Raw genomic sequence first — 20,749 nt, 5'->3', positions numbered from 1 at the left:
CTTCGCCCGGCCGTCACCGCTCCACGGGCTTCCCCCGGGCTCCGTCCGGGACCCGGCGCAGCGTCGTTCGTTCTTCGTATGGAACGGGCAAAGCGGCGCCGTAACACCGCAGGCGGCTGATAGCCTTGCCGTCTGCTCAGGGAATGACGTCGTCCCCCAACGGGGACCGGCCGGAGGAGGTGGGGCTGCGGTGGATCCGAGTCGACCGTGCAGTACCGATAGTTCTCCTGTCATCCCCTTCGCGCAGCGAATCTCCTGATCCGAGAGCTTCCGTACCCCGCCGTTCAGCGGCGAAACCAGGGAAGCACCTTTGCGCCGGATGTAGATGACGGAAGAGCGCCTTCGACTCTTTGTTCCGTGTTTTCTGCGAACTGCCGTCAGTGCCCTCGCACGAGCGCCGCCCGCTTTGCGGACGTACAGCCGATGACGCCTCGTACGTCCACGTTCCGGGCAGCGTTGCGCCCCGCGCTCGCCACTGACGGCCGGCCCGTGAAGGAGCCTGCCATGTCGATGATCCGTGACCTGCGCGCCGCCGTCCGCCCGTCCCGGCGGCGCGACAGCACCCCGTACAGCTACGAGAAGTCCGCCCCGGCCTGCAGCAACAGCGCCATCGTCGACTGCGGCGTGTACCGCGAGGGCCGCCGGGTGAGCGAGCACGTCACCCCGGCCGCGGCGATGGCCTCGGTCCGCTCCGAGGGGGGCTTCGCCTGGATCGGGCTGCATGAGCCCACCGAGGCCGAATTCGCCGGTATCGCCCAGGAGTTCGGGCTGCACCCGCTCGCCGTCGAGGACGCCGTGCACGCCCACCAGCGGCCGAAGCTGGAGCGCTACGACGAGACCCTGTTCACCGTCTTCAAGACGGTCCACTACGTGGAGCACACCGAGCTGACCGCCACCAGTGAGGTGGTGGAGACCGGTGAGGTGATGTGCTTCACCGGCCGGGACTTCATCGTCACCGTGCGGCACGGCGGCCAGGGCTCGCTGCGCGCGCTGCGGCACCGGCTGCAGGACGACCCGGAACTGCTGGCCAAGGGGCCGTCCGCGGTGCTGCACGCCATCGCCGACCAGGTCGTCGACGGCTATATGGCGGTCGCGGGCGCGGTCCAGGACGACATCGACGAGGTGGAGATCGACGTCTTCAGCTCGGGCACCAACGGCAAGGGCATCGGCGGCAAGGGCTCCCCCAAGGGCGGCGACGCCGGGCGGATCTACCAACTCAAGCGTGAGGTACTGGAGTTCAAGCGCGCGGTGTCGCCGCTGCTGCGGCCGATGCAGCTGCTGAGCGAGCGTCCGATGCGGCTGGTCGACTCCGACATCCAGAAGTACTTCCGGGATGTCGCCGACCACCTGGCGCGGGTCAACGAGCAGGTGCTGTCCTTCGACGATCTGCTCAACTCCATCCTGCAGGCCAACCTCGCGCAGGCGGCCGTCGCGCAGAACGAGGACATGCGCAAGATCACGGCATGGGCGGCGATCTTCGCCGTCCCCACGATGATCGCCGGGATCTACGGCATGAACTTCGACTACATGCCCGAGCTGCACTGGAAGTTCGGCTATCCGGCGATGATGCTGGTGACGGTCGCCATCTGCTTCGGCATCCACCGCGGGTTCAAGCGCAACGGGTGGCTCTGACCGCTGTGGCCACAGTGGCCGGGGTGGCTGCTGTGACCCCGGCCCCGCGGCATCGGGCCGCTCGGCACCGGACCCGGCGGCAACCGGGTCCACGGCCTCAGGGACCGCCGCGCCCCGGGCCGCCGCGTCCCGGCGTCCGGGCGGCCCCGGAGCGCCACGACCGGGGCCATTAGGCTGGGCCGTATGACGGAGACCGTGTCGCAGGCCCTGCAGGATCGGGCGCTCATCGAAGAGGCCACGAAGAAGTCCGGCCTCATCTGGGTGCGGGGGAACACCGGCCCGGCCCGGGCGCTGTGGCATCTGTGGCACGACGGAGCCGCCTGCCTCGTCGGAGGCGGGGACGGCGAACAGCCGCTGGACGACCTCGGGCTCACCGACGGCGGTACAGCGACGGTCACCGTACGCAGCAAGGACAAGGGCGGCCGGCTGATCGTCTGGCAGGCCACCGTCGTCGAGCCGGCACCCAGGAGCGAGGCCTGGCAGGCCGCCGTCGACGAGCTGAAGGGCAAGCGCCTCAACGCGCCGGATGCCGACACCCTGACGGAGCGCTGGGCGCGCGAGTGCCGGGTGCTGCGGCTGGAGCCGACCTGGGCGGCGGAGCAGCGCCCCGGGCAGATGCCGGCGGACTCCCACGCCGCGCCGCCGCTCGCGACCCCCGCGATCACCCGGCGTCCCGCGCCCGCGGCGCTGCCGAAGCTGCTGCGGCGGGGGCGCAAGGGCTGAAGCCCGGGTGGTGGCGCAAAGGGCTGAACCCGGGCGGTGAGGGCCGCGGCCCGTTCCCGGGGCCCGGGCCTCATTCGGCCCGTTTTCAGCGCTTTCCCGGCCTTTCTCAGCCCTTGCCGGAGATCTTGGAGCCGTAATCCACGACCTGGTTCCTGGGCGGGGCCTTGAGGTCCACGCTCCGGCCCCAGTCGGCCAGCCGGACCACCCCCGCACCGCCCGCGCGCTGGAGCCGCAGCGGGTAGGGCGTGCCCTCCAGGGAGACGTCCAGGGTGCCGCCGGAGCCCGCGCCGGCGGCCACCCGGACGGTGCGGACCCCGTCGATATCGCTGCGGTTGCCGGTCGTCAGCTTGCCGTGCAGGCCGAGGAGGCCGGCGAGCAGGGTGTCCTTGTCGGTGAAGCCGCTGAAGCGCTGGTAGACCGGGTCGCCGGCGGGCACCTTGACGTATTTGCCATCGAGCTTGCCCGCCGCCTGGTTGGGCTTGCCCGAGCCGCCGCTCTTCTCGCCGGCCCAGAAGGCCGCATTCGCCTTCAGATAGAGCGCATCGCCGACCCGCAGCAGCTGGAAGGCGGCCGCCTTCGTGGTCAGCTCCCCCTTCGCACCGCCCTTCGCCAGCCGCATGTCGAGCTTGTAGGTGCGGCCCTGGCTGACGACATTGCCGGAGAGGTGCACGGTGTCCGCCCGCTGGGCCGCGGCCCGCGCCTTGGATTCGATCTTCGCGGCGGACAGCTTCCCCACGCCGTTGGTGCCGGCGTCCGGGTCTTCCCCGCCGCAGCCCGTCACCGCCACGGCCAGTACCGCACAAGCCGCCCCCATGAGCGCGGCCCGTCGCGTACGACGGGTTCCGGCCAGGGGTCGGGGGCCGGCGCCCGGGGGAATTGCGCTCACGTCGGCTGTGCCTCCTGATGCGGGTGACCTCGACAGCAGTACGGCAGCGTACCTGGGCCGCGCACGGTCTTCGGCGGGGAGCGTGGCGGTCACCCTACGGCCTCCTTCACCGGGGCGGCGCGGGCCGGGGCGCGTTAGCCTGAACCCGGATTGATGCCCTATTTCGGGGCTTAACGGGAGAAAGGGCGGCACTCTGCATGGCAGTGGTGACTCCCCGGGTCTTCGTCTCCCATCTCGCCGGCATCGCCGTCTTCGACCCCAACGGCGACCAGGTCGGCCGGCTGCGGGACCTCGTCGCGCTGCTCCGGGTCGGGGACCGCCCCCCGCGGGTGCTCGGGGTGGTCGTCGAGGTGATCAGCAGGCGCCGGATCTTCGTGCCCATGACGCGGGTGACCGGGGTGGAGTCCGGCCAGATCATCATCACCGGCGTGGTCAATATGCGGCGCTTCGAGCAGCGGGCGTCCGAGACGCTGGTACTCGGCGAACTGCTCGACCGGCGGGTGCGCCTGGTGGAGACCGACGAGGAGGTCACCGTCCTCGACATCGGCCTCACCCAGCTGCCGGCCCGCCGCGACTGGGAGATCGACAAGGTCTTCGTACGGAAGGGCAAGGGCGGGGCGCTGCGGCGGAAGGGCGAGACGCTGACCGTGGAGTGGTCGGCGGTGACCGGCTTCTCGCTGGAGGAGCACGGGCAGGGCGCGGAGAGCCTGCTGGCCACCTTCGAACAGCTGCGGCCCGCCGACCTCGCCGGCGTGCTCCACCACCTCTCCGCCAAGCGGCGCGCCGAGGTCGCCGCGGCGCTCGACGACGACCGGCTGGCGGATGTCCTGGAGGAGCTGCCGGAGGACGACCAGGTCGAGATCATCGGCAAGCTGCAGGACGAGCGGGCCGCCGACGTCCTGGAGGCGATGGACCCGGACGACGCCGCCGATCTGCTCTCCGAGCTGCCGGAGGAGGAGAAGGAACGGCTGCTGGCGCTGATGCGGCCGGAGGAGGCCGCCGATGTGCGGCGGCTGATGTCGTACGAGGAGCGGACCGCGGGCGGGCTGATGACCACCGAGCCGATCGTGCTGCGCCCGGACGCGACGGTCGCGGACGCGCTGGCGCGGGTGCGCGACCCGGACCTCTCGCCCGCGCTGGCCGCCCAGATCTACGTCTGCCGGCCGCCGGACGAGACGCCCACCGGCAAGTACCTGGGCCTGGTGCACTTCCAACGGCTGCTGCGCGACCCGCCGTTCACCCTCGTCAGCTCGATCGCCGACACCGATCTGCCGGCCCTGCCCCCGGACACCCCGCTGCCGGAGGTGACCAGCTATCTGGCCGCGTACAACATGGTCGCCGCCCCGGTCGTGGACGAGAGCGGGGCGCTGCTGGGTGCGGTCACCGTCGACGACGTACTGGACCACCTGCTGCCGGACGACTGGCGGGAGGACGGGCTGCACGACCCGGCCACGGCCGGTCTGAACGGCGACCGGCCCCTGGGGGAGAGTGCCCATGGCCGGTGAGGAGCGGGACGGCGCCGGTCAGCGGTCGCGGGCGAACGGAGCCTCCGCGATGCGCCGGGGCGCGGACCGGCCGCGGGTGCGCCTCGACCAGCCGCGCGCGCCGCGCCGTACGTTCCTGCCGGAGTACGACCCGGAGGCGTTCGGGCGGCTTTCGGAGAAGATCGCCCGCTTCCTGGGAACCGGCCGCTTCATCGTCTGGATGACCGTCACCATCATCCTGTGGGTCCTGTGGAACACCACGGCGCCCAGTGGCCTGAGGTTCGATCAGTACCCGTTCATCTTCCTGACGCTGGCGCTGTCCCTGCAGGCGTCGTACGCCGCGCCGCTGATCCTGCTGGCGCAGAACCGCCAGGACGACCGCGACCGGGTCACCCACGAGCAGGACCGCAAGCAGAACGAGCGGTCCATCGCCGATACCGAGTATCTGACCAGGGAGATCGCGGCCCTGCGGCTCGGCCTGGGCGAGGTCGCCACCCGCGACTGGATCCGCTCCGAGCTCCAGGACATGCTGCGGGATCTGGAGCTGCGGCAGCCGGCCGGCGCGGAGAGTGATGAACGCGACCGCTGACGGGCTTTCCGGAGGCACCCTCACGCGCCGTACCGCCCTCCCGTCGCCCCACCACCACCCCTTTGGGACGCGCTTTGCGCGGCCGTACTATCTCTACATGGCTACCCACACGCCCGAAGGCGCCACCCCGAGCGAGGACGCGGTCCGCGAAGCGCTCGCGACGGTGAACGACCCCGAGATCCACCGCCCCATCACCGAGCTGGGGATGGTCAAATCGGTGGACATCGCGGCGGACGGCGCGGTGGCGGTCGTGGTCTACCTCACGGTCTCCGGCTGTCCGATGCGCGAGACGATCACCAGCAATGTGCGGGAGGCCGTCGAGCGGGTCGAGGGCGTCACCTCCGTCGCCGTCGAGCTGGACGTGATGAGCGACGAGCAGCGCAAGGAGCTGACGGCCTCGCTGCGCGGGGGCACCCCCGAGCGCGAGGTGCCGTTCGCCCAGCCCGGTTCGCTGACCCGGGTCTACGCCGTCGCCTCCGGCAAGGGCGGCGTCGGCAAGTCGTCGGTGACCGTCAACCTCGCCGCGGCGATGGCGGCCGACGGCCTGAAGGTCGGTGTCGTGGACGCCGACATCTACGGCCACTCCGTACCCCGCATGCTGGGCGCCTACGGCAAGCCCACCCAGGTCGAGAACATGATCATGCCGCCGTCGGCGAACGGCGTGAAGGTCATCTCGATCGGCATGTTCACCCCGGGCAACGCCCCGGTGGTCTGGCGCGGCCCGATGCTGCACCGTGCGCTCCAGCAGTTCCTGGCCGATGTGTACTGGGGCGACCTGGACGTGCTGCTGCTGGACCTGCCGCCCGGCACCGGCGATATCGCCATCTCGGTGGCCCAGCTCGTCCCGAACGCCGAGATCCTGGTCGTCACCACCCCGCAGCAGGCCGCGGCCGAGGTCGCCGAGCGGGCCGGTTCGATCGCCGTGCAGACCCACCAGAAGATCGTCGGCGTGGTCGAGAACATGTCCGGGCTGCCCTGCCCGCACTGCGACGAGATGGTCGATGTCTTCGGCACCGGCGGCGGCGAGCGGGTCGCCGAGGGCCTGACGAAGACGACCGGTACGCAGGTGCCGGTGCTCGGCGCGATCCCGATCGACGTCCGGCTGCGCGAGGGCGGCGACGAGGGCAAGCCGGTCGTGCTGACCGATCCCGACTCCCCCGCCGGCTCGGCGATCCGCACCATCGCGGGCAAGCTGGGCGGCCGCCAGCGCGGCCTGCAGGGCATGTCGCTGGGCATCACCCCGCGCAACAAGTTCTGAGAGCGCATCCGCCGCGAGGCCGGCGGACGCGCAAGGGGCGGGCCCGTGCGGGCCCGCCCCTTTTGCGTTGCCGTCCGGCGCTCTTCGTGCGCTGCCGCTCAGCCCTCGTACTCGGTCAGATCCTTGATCACCGAGAAGCCCAGCCCGTACGCGCTCATCCCCCGCCCGTAGGCACCGATGTGGACGCCCTCGTGCCCCTCGGCCCCCTCGGCCCCCTCGCTCGCCGAGCCGGCCAGCACCCAGCCGTACTCGGACTCGCGGTAGGCGAAGGACGTCGGCACGCCGTCCACCGGCAGCATCAGCTCGCTCCAGCTCCCGCCGCCGAGGTCGTCGGCCAGCTCCCAGGCGAGCATCGTCTGCTGATCCAGCCAGTCCTGGCGCAGCGTCCGGTCCATCTGCGTGGGCCAGGTCTGTGCGAGCAGGCCCGAGCCGGCGAGCCAGGCGGCCGTCGAGACCGAGGTCGCCTCCAGTACACCGGTGCCGTCGGCACTGCGCCGTACGGGACGGCTGGCGACCGTCACCACGACCGCGAACCGCTCGTCCTGCGGCGGTTCCACCTTGATGGTGGGCTCCTCGCCATGCCCGGTGGCGCCGTGTTCGACGGTGCCGTCCGCGGCTGCGCCGACCTGCATCAGCCAGCGCGGACCGGTGAACGCCTCGTCGAGGCCGTACCACGGGAACGCGGCCAGCAGATAGCCGTCGACCTTCCGGCCGGCCTCCGCGGACACCCCTTGTGCCGCTGTCCGACTCGTCGTCTCCATCTGCGCGGAGCCTCCTTGTTGCCCTGCGTCGTGGGCGGCCCGCCCCCCTCAGGCGACCGAACCCCGGACACCCGGAGCATAGCCATAGGCGTCAACACAGCCGGTCATACCGGTGTGTGTCAGGTGGCATCGGCGTCGAACGGCGGACGCTCGTCCGGCTGAGGGCTTCCGTTCTTCTTCACCAGGTCAGGGCGGCCGGCGGAGGCGGCCGGGGACTCCTTGGACAGGCTTGGACCTGCCCCGTTCGAGGGCGTGGCGGAAGAGGCGCTGTCGTGGCCGTGGACGGCGTCGGTGACCTCGGCCATCTCCTTCTTCAGGTCGAAGCCGTTACGGATCTCCTGAAGGTCCTTGAGGCCGTACTCGTCCTTGTCCAGGACATGCTTGCGCACGAAGTTCTTGGGCTTGAGGTCCTCGAACTCGAAGTCCTTGAAGTCCGGCCCGAGCTCGCTGCGGATGTCTTCCTTGGCGCTGTCGGAGAACGCCCGCACCTTGCGGATGAAGCCCATGACGTCCTGGATGACCTTGGGCAGCTTGTCCGGACCGAAGACGAGCACCGCAAGGATCACGAGCGCCACCAGCTCGAGGGGTCCTATATCGAAGAACACCTAGCAGCTCCTTGGGTAATCCGCGGCCTTCGTCGGCCTATGGGCCAGGCCGCCTATCACGGTACCTGGCCCCGTACGTCGGGCGGGAGTCGCCCGTACCAACACCATGCAAACGATCAGCCCGTGCTGGAGGAACCCAGGCTGAGCCGTACGGAGCGGTCCTTGCCGCCCCTCCGGAGGGTGAGCGCCAGCGTGTCGCCGGGCCGGTGGCTGCGGATCTTGACGATCAGTTCCTCACCGCTGTGCACCGGGGCGCCGTCCACCTTGGTGATCACATCGCCGGCCTTGATCCCGGCCTTGGCACCGGGGCCGTCCGGGATGACCGGCGGCTTGCCGCTCTTGCTGTGCTCGCCGACCCGCGCCCCGTCACCGGCGTACTCCATCTCCAGGGTCACGCCGATCACCGGATGGGTCGCCCGGCCGGTGTTGATCAGCTCCTCGGCAACCCGCTTGGCCTGGTTGATCGGTATGGCGAAGCCCAGCCCTATGCTGCCGCCCTGGGCGCCGCCGACCGGGCCGCTGCCGCTGTCGGCCGCCCGGATGGCGCTGTTGATGCCGATCACCCGCGCCTTGGCGTCCACCAGCGGGCCGCCGGAGTTACCGGGGTTGATGGGCGCATCGGTCTGCAGCGCGTCCACGTACGAGACGTCGCTGCCGTCACCCTTCTCGCCGCCCGCGGTGATCGGGCGCTGCTTGGCGCTGATGATCCCCGAGGTGACGGTGTTGGCGAGGTCGAAGGGTGCGCCGATCGCCACCACCGGGTCGCCGACCTGCACGGAGTCGGAGTTGCCGAGGGTGAGCGGATGCAGTCCCGTGACGCCCTCCACCTGGACGACGGCGAGGTCATAGCCCCCGTCCTGGCCGACGACCTTGGCCTTGGCCGTCTGGCCGCCGCTGAAGGTCACCGAGATCTCGCCACCGCTGCCGGCCGGCTGGACGACATGGTTGTTGGTGAGGATGTGGCCCTGGCGGTCGAGGACGAAGCCGGTGCCGGTGCCCTGTTCGGCGCTGCCCCGCACATGGATCGTGACGACGCCGGGCAGCGCGGTGTGCGCGATCCCGGCGACACTGTCGGACCTGCGGCCTCCCTCGTCACCGGCGGACTGCGGCAGCCTGATGTCGTTGATCCCGCCGTAGCGCTCGACGTAGGCGCCGATGCAGCCGCCGATGCCGCCCGCGAGGAGTGCGAGGGCCACCGCGCCGGCGACCAGCTGACCGCGCCGGCGGCGCCGGTCGTGCGCGTGCGAGGACGGGGCGAGGGGCCCGCCCTGCAGCGGCGCGCTCCAGGGGTCGTAGTGCTGCCAGGCGCCTTGGGGGGCGGGGTGCTGACCCTGGGGGGCCGGGTGCTGACCCTGGGGGGCCGGGTGCTGACCCTGGGGGCAGGCCGGTCCGTGGTCGCCGGGCAGGCCGGGGTAGGGCTGCGGCTGGGACGCGTACGGCGCGGCGGTGGCGGCTGCCGGGCGGGGGCCGCCGTCGCCGGGGTGGGGGACGAAGGGGCCGTCCGGGCCGTGCGTAGCTTCCGGGCTGTCCGGGCCGTTCTGCGCTGAGCCGTCGGGTCCGACGGTCGGGCCCGGGACGGCGGCCAGAGGGGTGGTCTGTGGGGTGGTCTGGGGGCCGGTGGCATGCGGGGCAGTGGTCTGCGGACCGGTGGCGTGGCGGGCAGCGGTCCGCGGTGCGTCCGGCTGCGGCGCGTTGGGCTGGGCGGGGCCGGGATGCGCTGGGCCGGGATGCGTCGCGTCGGTCTGCGGTGCGTCGGTGCGGGTGGCGGCCCCCGGGGCGGAAGACGGCTGCGGCGGGCCGGGCTTCTGGAGCCCCGGATGGGAGGCGCGCGGCTCGGCGGCCGCGGGGTGCGCGGCATCGGTCGTCCGTGCCGGGGGCGGCTGCTCCCCGGTGTGCGCGAGCGGCGTCGGGCCCTCGCCTCCCGGCCCCGGCGCACCCGTCGGCACAGCGGACGGCGCCGCGGGCGGGGCGACGGGCGTAGCGGCGGACGGCGGTGCCTGCGAGGCCTGCTGTGGCTGCGGTGCCTGCGGTGCCTGCGGTGCCTGCGGTGCCTGCGGTGGGACCGGGTAGCCCGTTCCCGGCATCGCGGCCTGCGGGGCGGCCGGGGCGGCGTACGGGGGCAGCGGGCCGGCGGCCGGCGGGAGGACGGTGCCACGCGCGGGGGTAGCCACCGGCCGCTGTACGGGCGGTGCGGGCGCCCACGGCCCGGGACCGCCGTACGGAGGGGTGCCGTACGGGTCCTCGGCGTGCAACGGCTGCTGCCGCGGCGGTGTGGCACTCGGGGCCACAGACGCGGGAGTCGCGGACGCAGGAGTCGCGGACGCAGCGGTTCCGGACGCAGCAGTCCCTGCCGCAAGGGTCCCCGGCGCGGGGGTTCCGGACGCGGGAGTACCTGCGGCGGGAGCCCCGGTCGCGGGAGGCCCGGACACCGCAGCCCCTGGCGCGTGGGTGCCAGACACGGGAGCCCCGGCCGCCGGAGTCCCTGCGGCGGGAACGGGGGCTGCCGCCGTGGTCGTGGCCGCTGCGTCCGGGGCCTCGTCTGGCGGGGGCAGCGCCTCGTCCCGCGCGGCACCGGTCACCCGGCCGAGCGTCATGGTCGACGGGGCCGGCCGCGCACCGCTCGTCCCGGCGCCCGCGGCTCCGGCCTCCTCCTCGCGCGTCCGGTCCGCGGCCGTCCTTCCGCGTGGCGCCGCCAATTCATCGGCCATGACGTCAACTTCGGCGCTCCCGGCGCTCCCAGCACTCCCGGACGTCCCGGCGCTCCCAGTACTCCCGGCGCTCGCGGAACTCCGGGCGCCCCCGAAAGGAGGCTCCGGCGATATGCCCGCCCCGGAGTCCGTGCGCGGCTCCGGTGGACGCACGACCCAGTCCTGTGCTTCCAACCCCTCGGAGGTACCGGATGCGCCGGACGCGCCGGATGCTGCGGCCACCGCGCCGTCCGCGGCGCCGGCCACCCTTTCGTCCGCGACGCCGGCCACCGTCGTGGCGTCCGCAGCACTGCCCGCCGCGCCGTCGGCGGGCGCCGCCGCCTGCGGACGGGCCTCGGCGGACGGTTCGGTGTGCGGGGTGCCTTCCGGGCGGCTCCACCACTTCAGCTTCGGCCCGGCGGCCTTACCGTCGTCCATGCTCTCCCCAGAATTCGCCCGCGGACCTGCGCGGGCCACCACCACCTCGCGGTACGCGCCCGGTCAGGGGTGCGCCGCCCACAGGGATTCAACCAGTTCCCCGCGGGGCTGCGCAGGAGACGGTCAGCGCTGGGCCGGGGTTGAGCCAGCAGCGGAGGGGGCTGCCGCGACCGCGGAACCGGTCAGCGGGCGCATGGGCTCCAGGGGTGGGAGCGCGGGCGGGTTCTTCCGCACCGGGGCGGTGCCGGCGTTGGCAACCAGGGGTGCGAGGTAAGACGCCGAGGCCGGACCCGTCGCGGCTATCAGGGGCGACAGGCCGAAGCGGCCGGCCTGGGCGGGCGCCGACGCCGGGGATTGCGGGGCGGGGGGTGCCGCGGTGGGGCCGTACAGGGTCATGGCGCTGGGGGCCGGGGCCATGGTCGGGCCGCCGGACGGCTGCCAGGCACCGGACCGGGAATTCTTGGCGGGAAATTCCTCTCCGCGAAGGAGCGGGCCGGCGTCGGCCGCCGGGCTGACGCCGAGCGGGGTGACGGCCGTGCCGCCGCCGTCGACGCGTCCGCCGGGCAGATCGACCGCCGCCTCCAGCGGGAGGGCGCCGCCCAGCGCGAAGGCCGCAAGGGAGACCGCACCGGCCGCCGCGAAGGCGAACCGGCGCCGCTGCGCGGTCCGGTAGCTCTCCTGCACCCGGAAGCCGCGTCCACGGGGCTGCAGGGGAATTGCCGCCATGGGATGGCCGGAGTGACTGTCGGAGGGGACATAGCGGAACGCGTCACCGCCGCGGATGAACTCACCACGTCGTGCGAACTCACCACGCCCGAATCCGCCGCGTCCGAAATCGCCACGCCCGAACTCGCCGCGTCCGAAGCTGCCGTTGCCGAGCCGACTGCCATTGCCGTTGCCTAGTCGGCTGCCGGGGCCGTCCGGGTCGCCACCGGGCAGTTGCTGCAGTCGTGCCAGCAGCCCCTCGGAAGGACCGGGGGGTGCCGTCTCGGCGAATACGCTTTTCAGCCGGCGCTGGGCGTCGGCTTCTGCCTTGCACCGTCCGCATGTCGCAAGATGCGCGAGCACCCGCTCGCGTGCGTCATGCCCCAACTCGCCGTCGACCAGAGCCGCGAGGCGGTCGCCGAGATGCTGCTCGGCGGGGGACGGACCGCCAATGGCGCTCACGCGATTCCGACCTCCCCCGTGGGCACCACGGCCAACGACCGCCGCTGCTCACGCTCTTCGGCACGGGTGGCCGGGGCGCGGTGCTTGAGGGCCTTGCGCAGGTGGGAGCGGCCACGGTGGATCCGGCTGCGGACCGTGCCGAGCTTGACACCGAGCGTGGCGGCGATCTCCTCGTACGACAGGCCCTCGATGTCACACAGGACGACGGCGGCACGGAACTCGGGCGCAAGGGTGTCCAGCGCCTGCTGCACATCGGCGTCGAAGTGGGTGTCGTTGAAGACCTGCTGGGGGAGGGCTCGCGGCTGGGCAGCCGCTCGGCGGCATCGTCACCGAGCGCGTCGAAGCGGATGCGCTGACGGCGGCGGACCATATCCAGGAAGAGGTTGGTGGTGATCCGGTGCAGCCAGCCCTCGAAGGTGCCGGGGGTGTACGTCGACAGCGAGCGGAAGACGCGGACGAACACCTCCTGGGTGAGGTCCTCGGCGTCGTGCTGATTGCCGGTGAGGCGGTAGGCGAGGCGGTAGACCCGCGCGCTGTGGGTGCTGACGATCTCCTCCCAGCTGGGCGGAGTCCACGCCTGCGCATCCGCGTCTGCGGCAAAGGTCGCGGTGGTTGCGGAGTCGGCGACGGGGGCCCCTCCCTTGGCCTTCGGGCCATGGGGACGGGAACGGTCAGCAGTGTCTGTCACGGATTTCGGCTCGGCGAACGACCTTTTCAAGCGCCTCAGCACCCCTCGGTCACCCGCCGCAGCCGCACCTCCCCTGGTGGCTCTGGTGGTGTCCAGTAGAGCCCCTACCATATCCACCTCGCCCGTTAGCTCCGGATAAGCAGTTTTGACCTGCATTTGGTCCTGCTTCTGTTCATGGTTCGTGTCTCGCGCGGTCTTCACCGGTGCATCCCCCCGTCATCCCCTTCCCGTCCTTAACGTCCAGTCCCATCTGCGGGTTCCCGGACGCAGCGGATACAGTCACGGTTGCGTCAACTACGGGGACAGGAGAGGGCCATTACCGGCAACCGGCAGACGAGCTTGGCTTTCGCCGAGGCGTACGGCGCCGGGACCATCGACGACAGCGCCGAGACCGCCCTGCGGTGGTCCCGCGACTGCGCGCGCGAAGCCGGCATCCGTACGGTGACGAACGGCACCGGCGCCGCCCTCCGCCTGCTCGCGGCCGCCGTCGACGCCAAGGCGGTCGCCGAGATCGGCACCGGCACGGGCGTGTCGGGCATCTATCTCCTGCACGGCATGCGGCCCGACGGGGTGCTGACCACCGTGGATCTCGAACCGGAGCGGCAGGCCTTCGCCAAGCAGGCGTTCCGAGCGGCCGGCTTCGCCGGGAACCGCGCCCGCTTCATTCCGGGCCACGCGCTGGACGTGCTGCCCCGTCTCGCGGACGGCGGCTACGACCTCGTGTTCTGCGACGGCGACCTCATGGAGTGCCTGGAATACCTCGCTGAATCGTTGCGGCTGCTGCGCCCCGGCGGCCTGGTCTGCTTCGAGGGCGTTTTCGCCGACGGCCGTACGGTCGACTCGTCGCTGCAGCCCGCCGAGGTGCTGCGGCTGCGGGAGCTGCTGCGGACCATCCGGGAGAGCACCACGCTGGTGCCGGCCCTGCTGCCGGTCGGCGACGGCCTGCTCTGTGCGGTCAGACGCGGCTGACCGGCCCCGGCCTCCCGGCCGCCGCAGGTCACAGGACCGCAGGTCACAGGACCGCAGGTCGGAGGTCGGAGGTCGCAGGCCCGGGCCCGGACCGGGCCCGGCGCCAGGACAGGCAAACGGCCCCGGCACCTGGCGCGCATTCGCACGTGCCACATGCCGGGGCCGGGGTAATTCGGCTGGGGATACCGGGGTCAGCCCCGGGAAACCGCCGGTTGCGCCGCCCTTGTCAGACGGTGACCTTGTCCAGGGCCTCACCCAGGGCCTTGGCTTCGTCGGGGGTCAGCTCGACGACGAGCCGCCCGCCGCCTTCGAGCGGAACACGCATGACGATGCCCCGCCCCTCCTTGGTCACCTCGAGCGGGCCGTCACCCGTCCGCGGCTTCATGGCCGCCATGCTCGTTCCCCTTCCTGAAACCAGCTCAATCAAGCTCATCTCAGCCGACGGCCCGGATAGGCACGTGTCACCGGCATCGAACAGATTGCTTCCAGGCCATTATCCCGCATCGAACGACCCGATGACCAACATCGGGCCGCATCCCTTCGGCAACCCGCTCTCTCAAACCCCCTCAATTCGGGGAGGTGGCTGCAATACTTCTCCGCCCGCCGACCTCCGACGCGCCCGCAATCTTTGATGTACGTCACATGCCGGGGCCCGATGATCTCCGGCATCCTGAGCGCTGGCTGCCGCTGACGAGCAGTCCGAGCCGCGACGGAGGGGACTCCCACTATGGCCGACACCGTGCTCTATGACGTGACCGACGGACTCGCGACGATCACTCTCAACCGCCCCGACGCGATGAACGCGCTGAACATCGAGGCGAAGGTCCTGCTGCGGGACACCCTGCAGGAGGCCGCCGCCGATCCTGCCGTACGCGCCGTTCTGCTGACCGCCACCGGGCGCGCCTTCTGCGTCGGGCAGGACCTCAAGGAGCACATCGGGCTGCTGGCCGAGGACCGGGCCACCGGCTCCGGCGGCACCATGAACACCGTGCGTGAGCACTACAACCCCATCGTGACGGCGCTGACCGAGATGCCCAAGCCCGTGGTCGCGGGCGTCAACGGGGTCGCCGCGGGCGCCGGTGCGGGCTTCGCCATGGCCGCCGACTACCGCGTGGTCGCCGACACCGCGTCCTTCAACACCTCCTTCGCGGGCGTCGCGCTGACCGCCGACTCCGGGGTGTCCTGGACGCTGCCGCGGCTGATCGGCCATGGCCGGGCCGCCGATCTGCTGCTCTTCCCGCGCAACATCGGCGCCCAGGAGGCGTACGACCTGGGCATCGCCAACAAGGTGGTGCCGGCCGACGAGCTGGCCGAGACGGCCGCGGCCGTCGCCCGCCGGCTGGCCGAGGGCCCGACCGCCGCCTATGCCGCGATCAAGGAGTCGCTGGCCTACGGGGCGGGGCACTCGCTCGCCGAAACCCTCGGCAAGGAGGACGAGCTGCAGGGCCGGGCGGGGGCTTCGGAGGACCACGCGATCGCGGTCGAGGCGTTCGTGAAGAAGGAGAAGCCGGTCTTCCTGGGACACTGAGCCGGCATCGGCGACCGGGTGTCGGCGACCGGGCCTCGGTGACCGAATGTCGGCGACCCGGTACAGCCGACCCGGCCCGGCGACTCCGTGCAGCCGACCCGGCCGGCGCCCCGGCCCACGACCGCCCCGGCCCGCGACCGGCGGCCCGGGCCGGGTCAGCCGGCCGCCGCCTCCACGGCCCGGCGGACATGGCAGTCCGCCAGATGATCGTTGACCAGGCCGCACGCCTGCATCATCGCGTAGGCGGTGGTCGGACCGACGAAGCGGAAACCGCGCTTCTTGAGGTCCTTGGCGAGCGCCGTCGACTCCGGGGTCACCGGCTGCACATCGCGCACGGTCCGCGGCACCGGCCGGCCGGCCCGGTCGGGGGCGTAGGACCAGATCAGCGCGTCGAGCTCGCCCGCGGCCAGCTCGGTGGCGATCTTGGCGTTGTTGATCGTCGCGGCGATCTTGGCGCGGTTGCGGATGATGCCCGGGTCGGCGAGCAGCCGCTCGGCGTCCGCGTCCGTGAACCGCGCCACCTCGGCGATCCGGAAGCCGGCGAACGCGGCACGGAAGCCGGGGCGGCGGCGCAGGATCGTGATCCAGGAGAGTCCGGACTGGAACGCCTCCAGGCTCATCCGCTCGAAGAGGGCGTCGTCGCCGTGGACCGGCAGGCCCCATTCGGTGTCGTGGTAGGCGCGGTAGTCGGCCATCTGTGCCGACTCCATCCCCCACGGGCAGCGCGGGATGCCGTCCGGTTCGGTCACCACGCCGCTCATGGACGGTCCCCGCCTTCCGGCGTCATCCCTGGGTCTTCGGCCGGCTGCCGGTCCTTCGCCCGGTCCTTCTCCGGGGCGAGCCGCTTCTCCTCGATCGGTCCGAGCAGGGGCGGGCCGTCCTGTATCAGCCCCGGGCCGCCCATGGCGGAGGCGTGCACGCCGGCCAGCGCCGCCTCCAGCTCGGCGATCCGGGCGTCGCGCTCGGCCAGTTCGGCGCCCAGGCGGTCCAGGACGTCGTCGACCTCGTTCATCCGGTAGCCGCGGACGGTCACCGGAAGGCGGACGGCCTCCACATCGGCGCGGGCCACCGGGCGGTCCTCCGGCAGCGGGTCGTGCAGCCGGTCCGGCTCGGAATCCCGCAGCCCACCGCTGTCACCACCGCCGACGACCACGAGGGTGACGGCTGCCACCACCACGACCATCGCGATCAGCAAGAACCAGAACACGACCAACTCCCCGGACTATGTGCCTGCACTGATCGTGCCATGCGGGTGTGACAGTTAGGGTCGCTCCCGGACCACGGAGAGGGAGTGCGGGAATGCTGCGGCTGGGGAATCGCGAGTTCGGGGCGCACGAGCCGGTGATCATGGCGATCGTCAACCGGACGCCGGACTCGTTCTACGACCAGGGCGCCACGTTCCGTGACGAACCCGCGCTGGCCCGCGTGGAACAGGCGGTGGCCGAGGGTGCCGCGATCATCGACATCGGCGGCGTCAAGGCCGGCCCCGGCGAAGAGGTCAGCGCCGAGGAGGAGGCCCGCCGCACGGTCGGGTTCGTGGCCGAGGTCCGCAAGCGCTTCCCCGATGTGGTGATCAGCGTCGACACCTGGCGCCACGAGGTCGGCGAGGCGGTGTGCGAGGTCGGCGCCGATCTGCTCAACGACGCCTGGGGCGGGGTCGATCCACGGCTCGCCGAGGTCGCGGCGCGCTACGACGTGGGCCTGGTGTGCACGCACGCGGGCGGTGCGCAGCCGCGTACCCGCCCGCACCGGGTGACCTACGACGACGTGATGGAAGACATCCTGCGGGTGACGCTCGGGCTCGCGGAGCGGGCCGTGGAGCTGGGCGTCCGGCGCGACGCGATCATGATCGATCCGGGGCACGACTTCGGGAAGAACACCCGGCACAGCCTGGAGGCGACCCGCCGGCTGGACGAGATGGCGCGGGCCGTTCCCCGGGAGCTCGGCTTCGCTCACGCGGGGGAGACGCCCTTCCCGGTGCTGGTCTCGCTGTCCAACAAGGACTTCGTCGGCGAGACGCTTGACCGGCCGGTCAAGGAACGGGTGCTCGGCACCCTCGCGACCACCGCCGTCTCGGCCTGGCTGGGCGCCCGGGTCTACCGGGTCCACGAGGTCGCCGAGACCCGGCAGGTGCTGGACATGGTGGCCTCGATCGCCGGCCACCGGCCCCCGGCGGTCGCCCGCCGGGGACTGGCCTGAGCCAGGGGCCTCAGATCCCGACCTCCTTGGTCACCAGCGCGATCGCCTCGTCCACGTCGTCGCTGAGGTGGAAGAGCTCCAGGTCGTGCATCGACGCCTTGCCCTCGGCGATGAGGGTGTCGCGCAGCCAGTCGACCAGGCCGCTCCAGTAGGCCGTGCCGAACAGCACGATCGGGAAGCGGGTGACCTTGCGGGTCTGGACGAGGGTGAGCGCTTCGAAGAGCTCGTCGAGGGTGCCGAGCCCGCCGGGGAGCACCACGAACCCGCGGGCGTACTTCACAAAACACGTCTTGCGGACGAAGAAGTAGCGGAAGTCGACGCCGAGGTTCACATACTCGTTCATGCCCTGCTCGAAGGGCAGCTCGATGCCCAGCCCGACGGAGGTGCCACCGGCCTCGTTGGCGCCCTTGTTGGCGGCCTCCATGGCGCCGGGGCCGCCGCCGGTGATCACCGCGAAACCGGCGTCGACCAGGGCCCGGCCGATCCGCACTCCGGCGTCGTACTCCTTGGAGTCACGCGGCGTACGGGCGGAGCCGAAGACGCTGACGGCCGGGCCCAGCTCGGCCAGCGCGCCGAAGCCCTCGACGAACTCCGACTGGATGCGCATCACGCGCCAGGGGTCGGTGTGCACCCACTCGGAGGGGCCTTCGGAGTCCAGCAGACGCTGGTCCGTGGTGCCGGTCCGCACCTGGTCCTGGCGGCGCAGTACGGGACCCAGCCGCTGCTCCTCGGGGACCGGTGCTCCCTCGGGACTGGCCATGTCGTGCTCCCTCCGCTGGCAGATCGTTTGCCGTTTCAGCGTAGATCCGCGGACGTGAAGCGCAGGGGAATTCGAGGGGGAGGCGTGCGGTCGGCGCCCGGTCCCCGGACCGGTGACCGGGCCGTCAGGCGGTCAGCCAGTCGCGCAGCCGCTCCTCGCAGTGGAGGATGCGGTCGATTTCGACCCGTTCGTCCTTCTTGTGTGCCAGCAGCGAGTAGCCGGGGCCGTAGTTGACGGCCGGGACGCCCAGAGCGCTGAAGCGCGAGACATCGGTCCAGCCGAACTTGGGCATCGCGCTGCCGCCGACGGATTCCATGAAGGCCCTGGCCGCCGGGTGGGACAGTCCGGGCAGCGCGCCCGGGGAGTGGTCGTCGACGACGAACTCGTCCACCGGGCAGTCCGCGAAGACCTCGCGGACGTGGGCCAGCGCCTCGTCGGGGGTGCGGTCCGGCGCGTAGCGGAAGTTCACGGTGACCGTGCAGGCGTCCGGGATCACGTTGTTGGCGACGCCGCCCTCGATGCGTACGGCGTTGAGGCCTTCGCGGTATTCGAGGCCGTCGATGACCGGGCGGCGCGGCTCGTAGGCGGCGAGCTTCGCCAGGATCGGGGCGGCGGCGTGGATCGCGTTGCCGCCCATCCAGCTGCGGGCGGAGTGCGCGCGCTCACCGGTGGTGCGCAGCAGGACCCGCAGGGTGCCCTGGCAGCCGCCCTCCACCTGGCCGTCGGAGGGCTCCAGGAGGACGGCGAAGTCACCGGCGAGCCAGTCGGGGTGGGCGTCGGCGACATGGCCGAGCCCGTTGAGGTGCGCGGCGACCTCTTCCTGGTCGTAGAAGACGAAGGTCAGGTCGCGGTTGGGCACCGGGACCGTGGCGGCCATCCGCAGCTGGACGGCGACGCCGGACTTCATGTCGCAGGTGCCGCAGCCCCACAGGACGCCGTTCTCGTCCAGCTGGGAGGGGACGTTGCCGGCGATCGGCACGGTGTCGAGGTGCCCGGCGAGCACCACCCGCTCGTCGCGGCCGAGGTGGGTGCGGGCCACGACGTTGTTGCCGTGGCGGTCGACGGTCAGGTGCCCGAGCCCGCGCAGCGCGTGCTCGACGGCGTCGGCGAGGTCCTTCTCGTTGCCGCTCTCGGAAGGGAAGTCGACGAGCTGCGCGGTGAGCGCGGCGGCGTCGAGCGACAGGTCGAGGGCGGGGTGGTCTGTGCGGCGCTCCATGGATCCGACCCTATCCGCAGCACTCCAGTACGGTAGGCGCGTGTCCGCGCAGCCCTCAGCCCCCGTCCGCCGCACCCGCCCGTGGCGTATCGCCGCGGCCGTCGCCGTGCTGATCGGACTGGCCGGCTATCTCGCGGTGCAGTACATCACCGCCGGCCCGGGGGCGCCGCGCTGCACGGTGCGCGGCGCGGGCGACGCCGAGGCCTACGAGCTCTCCCCCGAGCAGGCCGCGAACGCCGCGACGATCGCGGCCGTGGCGTCCTCGCGCGGGCTGCCGGAGCGGGCGGTGACCATCGCGCTGGCGACCGCCATGCAGGAGTCCGGGCTGCGCAATATCGACTTCGGTGACCGGGATTCGGTCGGGCTCTTCCAGCAGCGGCCGTCGCAGGACTGGGGCACCGTGCAGAAGATCATGGATCCGGTCTACTCGGCCGGGGAGTTCTACCGGCATCTGGCGAATGTGCCCGGCTACTCCCGGTTGCCGCTGACCGTCGCCGCACAGCGGGTGCAGCACAGCGGCTATCCGCAGGCCTACGCCAAACACGAGGCGAACGCCGCGCAGTTGACCGGGGCACTCACGGGCCGCGACGAGGGTGCGATGACCTGCACCGAGAGCCGCCCGGTGGACAGCCGGGCGGGCGGCGCGACGAAGGTGCGGGAGAAGCTGGTGCGGGAGTTCGGCCCCCGGGTGCTGCCGCGGACGGCCGCCGGCGGCAGCAGCGCGGGCGGCGGGCGCGGGGTGACGATACCGGTGCGGGCGGCCGGTGCGATGGCCGTGGGCGATACCCCGCGGCGCGGCTGGGAGCTGGCGACGTGGGCGATGGCGCACTCCGCCGAGCTGCGCATCGAACAGATCTCTTACGCCGGCCGGACGTGGACCGCGGCCGATTCGGGAAAGGGCTGGCAGCAGAAGCCGGCCGATTCCGCGGCGGCCGCGCGCGACGTTCGTATCATCACCGAGCAATAGTTTGACGGGTCCCCCGGGAGGGGTGCAGACAGCAATTCGCCGGAGTCACAAGGCAGTTGGCGCGCCGCTTTCGTGTACACCGCCAATTCCCTTGCGCGCAAAGGGCTGTGACGTTTCCGCAGTCCATCGGGTCATGCGCATATTGCCCTTCTTTATCCAGGCCCGATTATGTGACGCGTTACCAACTCTTTA

The 20,749-nt window shown here is 72.0% G+C and carries 19 protein-coding genes and 1 pseudogene; 9 read left to right on the top strand and 11 right to left on the bottom strand.

The annotated features are described in order from the left end of the window. The first annotated feature begins 504 nt into the window (after positions 1-504). Together ABR737_RS29855 and ABR737_RS29850 are read left to right on the top strand one after the other, a co-directional pair. On the top strand, positions 505-1,632 hold the full coding sequence (locus ABR737_RS29855) for a magnesium and cobalt transport protein CorA (RefSeq protein ID WP_350253725.1): 1,128 nt from the start codon (positions 505-507) through the stop codon (positions 1,630-1,632). Between the two features lie 183 nt (positions 1,633-1,815). Beyond that, on the top strand, positions 1,816-2,355 hold the full coding sequence (locus tag ABR737_RS29850; protein ID WP_350253723.1) for a hypothetical protein: 540 nt from the start codon (positions 1,816-1,818) through the stop codon (positions 2,353-2,355). A gap of 106 nt (positions 2,356-2,461) precedes the next feature. Here ABR737_RS29850 and ABR737_RS29845 read toward each other — a convergent pair whose 3' ends face one another. Next, positions 2,462-3,241 (bottom strand): hypothetical protein, encoded by a 780-nt coding sequence (locus ABR737_RS29845; protein WP_502964401.1) that lies wholly within the window; start codon positions 3,239-3,241, stop codon positions 2,462-2,464. A 197-nt stretch (positions 3,242-3,438) separates the two neighbouring features. Here ABR737_RS29845 and ABR737_RS29840 point away from each other — a divergent pair, with 197 nt between their 5' ends. The 3 genes from ABR737_RS29840 to ABR737_RS29830 all read left to right on the top strand — a co-directional run bounded on the left by ABR737_RS29840 (position 3,439) and on the right by ABR737_RS29830 (position 6,572). Next, entirely contained in the window at positions 3,439-4,746 is a 1,308-nt protein-coding gene (locus ABR737_RS29840) for a magnesium transporter MgtE N-terminal domain-containing protein (protein ID WP_350253721.1), read from the top strand. Next, complete coding sequence (locus ABR737_RS29835) at positions 4,736-5,314, top strand: DUF1003 domain-containing protein (RefSeq protein WP_350253719.1); 579 nt, start codon at positions 4,736-4,738, stop codon at positions 5,312-5,314. Before ABR737_RS29840 ends, ABR737_RS29835 begins: the two co-directional genes overlap by 11 nt. 97 nt (positions 5,315-5,411) lie before the next feature. After that, complete coding sequence (locus tag ABR737_RS29830; protein WP_350253717.1) at positions 5,412-6,572, top strand: Mrp/NBP35 family ATP-binding protein; 1,161 nt, start codon at positions 5,412-5,414, stop codon at positions 6,570-6,572. 98 nt (positions 6,573-6,670) lie between these two features. On the opposite strand, the gene ABR737_RS29825 is transcribed toward ABR737_RS29830, so the two are convergent. The 5 genes and pseudogenes from ABR737_RS29825 to sigE form a co-directional block, all read right to left on the bottom strand. Further along, positions 6,671-7,333, bottom strand: coding sequence for a hypothetical protein (locus ABR737_RS29825; RefSeq protein WP_350253715.1), 663 nt, complete (start codon positions 7,331-7,333; stop codon positions 6,671-6,673). Positions 7,334-7,452: 119 nt separating this feature from the next. Beyond that, a complete protein-coding gene (locus ABR737_RS29820) occupies positions 7,453-7,938 on the bottom strand; it encodes a sec-independent translocase (RefSeq protein ID WP_350253713.1) in 486 nt (161 codons plus the stop codon). A gap of 116 nt (positions 7,939-8,054) precedes the next feature. After that, the gene (locus ABR737_RS29815; RefSeq protein ID WP_350253712.1) at positions 8,055-10,226 is read right to left on the bottom strand and encodes a trypsin-like peptidase domain-containing protein; all 2,172 of its coding nucleotides are present in this window, start codon (positions 10,224-10,226) and stop codon (positions 8,055-8,057) included. A gap of 960 nt (positions 10,227-11,186) precedes the next feature. Continuing rightward, complete coding sequence (locus ABR737_RS29810) at positions 11,187-12,230, bottom strand: zf-HC2 domain-containing protein (protein ID WP_350253710.1); 1,044 nt, start codon at positions 12,228-12,230, stop codon at positions 11,187-11,189. Continuing rightward, positions 12,227-12,918, bottom strand: a pseudogene (gene sigE, locus ABR737_RS29805) (RNA polymerase sigma factor SigE). Before sigE ends, ABR737_RS29810 begins: the two are co-directional and overlap by 4 nt. 372 nt (positions 12,919-13,290) lie before the next feature. Between sigE and ABR737_RS29800 the strand changes: the two are divergent. Beyond that, the gene (locus tag ABR737_RS29800) at positions 13,291-13,887 is read left to right on the top strand and encodes an O-methyltransferase (RefSeq protein ID WP_502964521.1); all 597 of its coding nucleotides are present in this window, start codon (positions 13,291-13,293) and stop codon (positions 13,885-13,887) included. 226 nt (positions 13,888-14,113) lie between these two features. On the opposite strand, the gene ABR737_RS29795 is transcribed toward ABR737_RS29800, so the two are convergent. After that, positions 14,114-14,281 carry a DUF3117 domain-containing protein gene (locus tag ABR737_RS29795; RefSeq protein ID WP_006603288.1) on the bottom strand — a complete coding sequence of 56 codons (168 nt, stop codon included), beginning with the start codon at positions 14,279-14,281 and terminating at the stop codon, positions 14,114-14,116. Positions 14,282-14,614: 333 nt separating this feature from the next. On the opposite strand from ABR737_RS29795, the gene chcB reads away from it, so the two are divergent. Continuing rightward, a complete protein-coding gene (gene chcB / locus ABR737_RS29790) occupies positions 14,615-15,415 on the top strand; it encodes a 2-cyclohexenylcarbonyl CoA isomerase (RefSeq protein ID WP_350253706.1) in 801 nt (266 codons plus the stop codon). Positions 15,416-15,570: 155 nt separating this feature from the next. Here the strand turns inward: chcB and ABR737_RS29785 are convergent, their stop codons facing one another. Together ABR737_RS29785 and ABR737_RS29780 are read right to left on the bottom strand one after the other, a co-directional pair. Continuing rightward, a complete protein-coding gene (locus ABR737_RS29785; RefSeq protein ID WP_350253704.1) occupies positions 15,571-16,176 on the bottom strand; it encodes a DNA-3-methyladenine glycosylase I in 606 nt (201 codons plus the stop codon). Further along, positions 16,173-16,622, bottom strand: coding sequence for a DivIVA domain-containing protein (locus ABR737_RS29780; protein WP_350253702.1), 450 nt, complete (start codon positions 16,620-16,622; stop codon positions 16,173-16,175). Before ABR737_RS29780 ends, ABR737_RS29785 begins: the two co-directional genes overlap by 4 nt. A gap of 92 nt (positions 16,623-16,714) precedes the next feature. Here ABR737_RS29780 and folP point away from each other — a divergent pair, with 92 nt between their 5' ends. After that, positions 16,715-17,614 carry a dihydropteroate synthase gene (gene folP, locus ABR737_RS29775; RefSeq protein WP_350253700.1) on the top strand — a complete coding sequence of 300 codons (900 nt, stop codon included), beginning with the start codon at positions 16,715-16,717 and terminating at the stop codon, positions 17,612-17,614. 10 nt (positions 17,615-17,624) lie between these two features. Here folP and ABR737_RS29770 read toward each other — a convergent pair whose 3' ends face one another. Then, positions 17,625-18,374 (bottom strand): LOG family protein, encoded by a 750-nt coding sequence (locus ABR737_RS29770; RefSeq protein ID WP_350253698.1) that lies wholly within the window; start codon positions 18,372-18,374, stop codon positions 17,625-17,627. 124 nt (positions 18,375-18,498) lie between these two features. Beyond that, positions 18,499-19,590 carry a succinyl-diaminopimelate desuccinylase gene (gene dapE, locus ABR737_RS29765; RefSeq protein ID WP_350253696.1) on the bottom strand — a complete coding sequence of 364 codons (1,092 nt, stop codon included), beginning with the start codon at positions 19,588-19,590 and terminating at the stop codon, positions 18,499-18,501. Positions 19,591-19,630: 40 nt separating this feature from the next. Here dapE and ABR737_RS29760 point away from each other — a divergent pair, with 40 nt between their 5' ends. Next, entirely contained in the window at positions 19,631-20,557 is a 927-nt protein-coding gene (locus ABR737_RS29760) for a VldE C-terminal domain-containing protein (protein WP_350253694.1), read from the top strand. Positions 20,558-20,749: the final 192 nt, after the last annotated feature.

This window comes from Streptomyces sp. Edi2 (assembly GCF_040253635.1).
Lineage (GTDB): Bacteria > Actinomycetota > Actinomycetes > Streptomycetales > Streptomycetaceae > Streptomyces.
Note: the sequence above shows the minus strand (reverse complement) of the source record. Positions and strands in the feature narration are given on the sequence as shown.

Excerpts from the sequence above, each read along its gene's own strand:
- chcB (WP_350253706.1), top strand. The coding sequence starts at position 14,615 with ATGGCCGACACCGTGCTCTATGACGTGACCGACGGACTCGCGACGATC.
- ABR737_RS29855 (WP_350253725.1), top strand. The coding sequence starts at position 505 with ATGTCGATGATCCGTGACCTGCGCGCCGCCGTCCGCCCGTCCCGGCGG.
- ABR737_RS29850 (WP_350253723.1), top strand. The coding sequence starts at position 1,816 with ATGACGGAGACCGTGTCGCAGGCCCTGCAGGATCGGGCGCTCATCGAA.
- ABR737_RS29825 (WP_350253715.1), bottom strand. The coding sequence starts at position 7,333 with ATGGAGACGACGAGTCGGACAGCGGCACAAGGGGTGTCCGCGGAGGCC.
- ABR737_RS29840 (WP_350253721.1), top strand. The coding sequence starts at position 3,439 with ATGGCAGTGGTGACTCCCCGGGTCTTCGTCTCCCATCTCGCCGGCATC.
- ABR737_RS29770 (WP_350253698.1), bottom strand. The coding sequence starts at position 18,374 with ATGGCCAGTCCCGAGGGAGCACCGGTCCCCGAGGAGCAGCGGCTGGGT.
- ABR737_RS29835 (WP_350253719.1), top strand. The coding sequence starts at position 4,736 with ATGGCCGGTGAGGAGCGGGACGGCGCCGGTCAGCGGTCGCGGGCGAAC.
- folP (WP_350253700.1), top strand. The coding sequence starts at position 16,715 with ATGCTGCGGCTGGGGAATCGCGAGTTCGGGGCGCACGAGCCGGTGATC.
- dapE (WP_350253696.1), bottom strand. The coding sequence starts at position 19,590 with ATGGAGCGCCGCACAGACCACCCCGCCCTCGACCTGTCGCTCGACGCC.
- ABR737_RS29830 (WP_350253717.1), top strand. The coding sequence starts at position 5,412 with ATGGCTACCCACACGCCCGAAGGCGCCACCCCGAGCGAGGACGCGGTC.
- ABR737_RS29785 (WP_350253704.1), bottom strand. The coding sequence starts at position 16,176 with ATGAGCGGCGTGGTGACCGAACCGGACGGCATCCCGCGCTGCCCGTGG.
- ABR737_RS29795 (WP_006603288.1), bottom strand. The coding sequence starts at position 14,281 with ATGGCGGCCATGAAGCCGCGGACGGGTGACGGCCCGCTCGAGGTGACC.